The sequence below is a fragment of the Actinoalloteichus spitiensis RMV-1378 genome, assembly GCF_000239155.1.
Lineage (GTDB): Bacteria > Actinomycetota > Actinomycetes > Mycobacteriales > Pseudonocardiaceae > Actinoalloteichus_B > Actinoalloteichus_B spitiensis.
On sequence record NZ_AGVX02000871.1, the window covers coordinates 1 to 402 of the forward strand.

Sequence of the window (402 nt, forward strand, 5' to 3'; positions counted from 1 at the left end):
GGCGGCGGCGATGCGCAGCAGGTTCCCGAAGGCGAGCACTCCTCCGTCCCGCAGCAGCCGGAGCCCCTCCTCCAGGTAGCTCGCGTAGTCCACCCAGCCCGACTCGACGAAGACCAGGTCGTACCCGCCGTCCGTCAGCCGGGGCAGCACGTCCAGGCCCCGCCCGGTGATCAGGCGGGCGCGTCCGGCGGCCACCCCCGCCTCGGCCAGCGCCTTCCGCGCCGCCCGCTGGTTCTCCGGGTCGAAGTCGATCGAGGTGAGCACGCCCTCCCCCAACATGCCCCTCAGCAGCCACAGCCCGCTGACACCCGCCCCGGACCCCACCTCCACGACCGCCCTGGCCCGCAACGCCGAGGCGAGGAACCGCAGGGCCGCTCCGCTCCCCGGACTGATCGGCTCCCC

1 protein-coding gene is annotated in these 402 nt (G+C 74.9%); it reads right to left on the minus strand.

Going from position 1 to position 402, the window contains the following annotated elements; all coding sequences use genetic code 11:
- Positions 1-402: O-methyltransferase (locus ACTIDRAF_RS0226265; protein ID WP_016701597.1), on the minus strand; the 402-nt coding region annotated here is incomplete at both ends.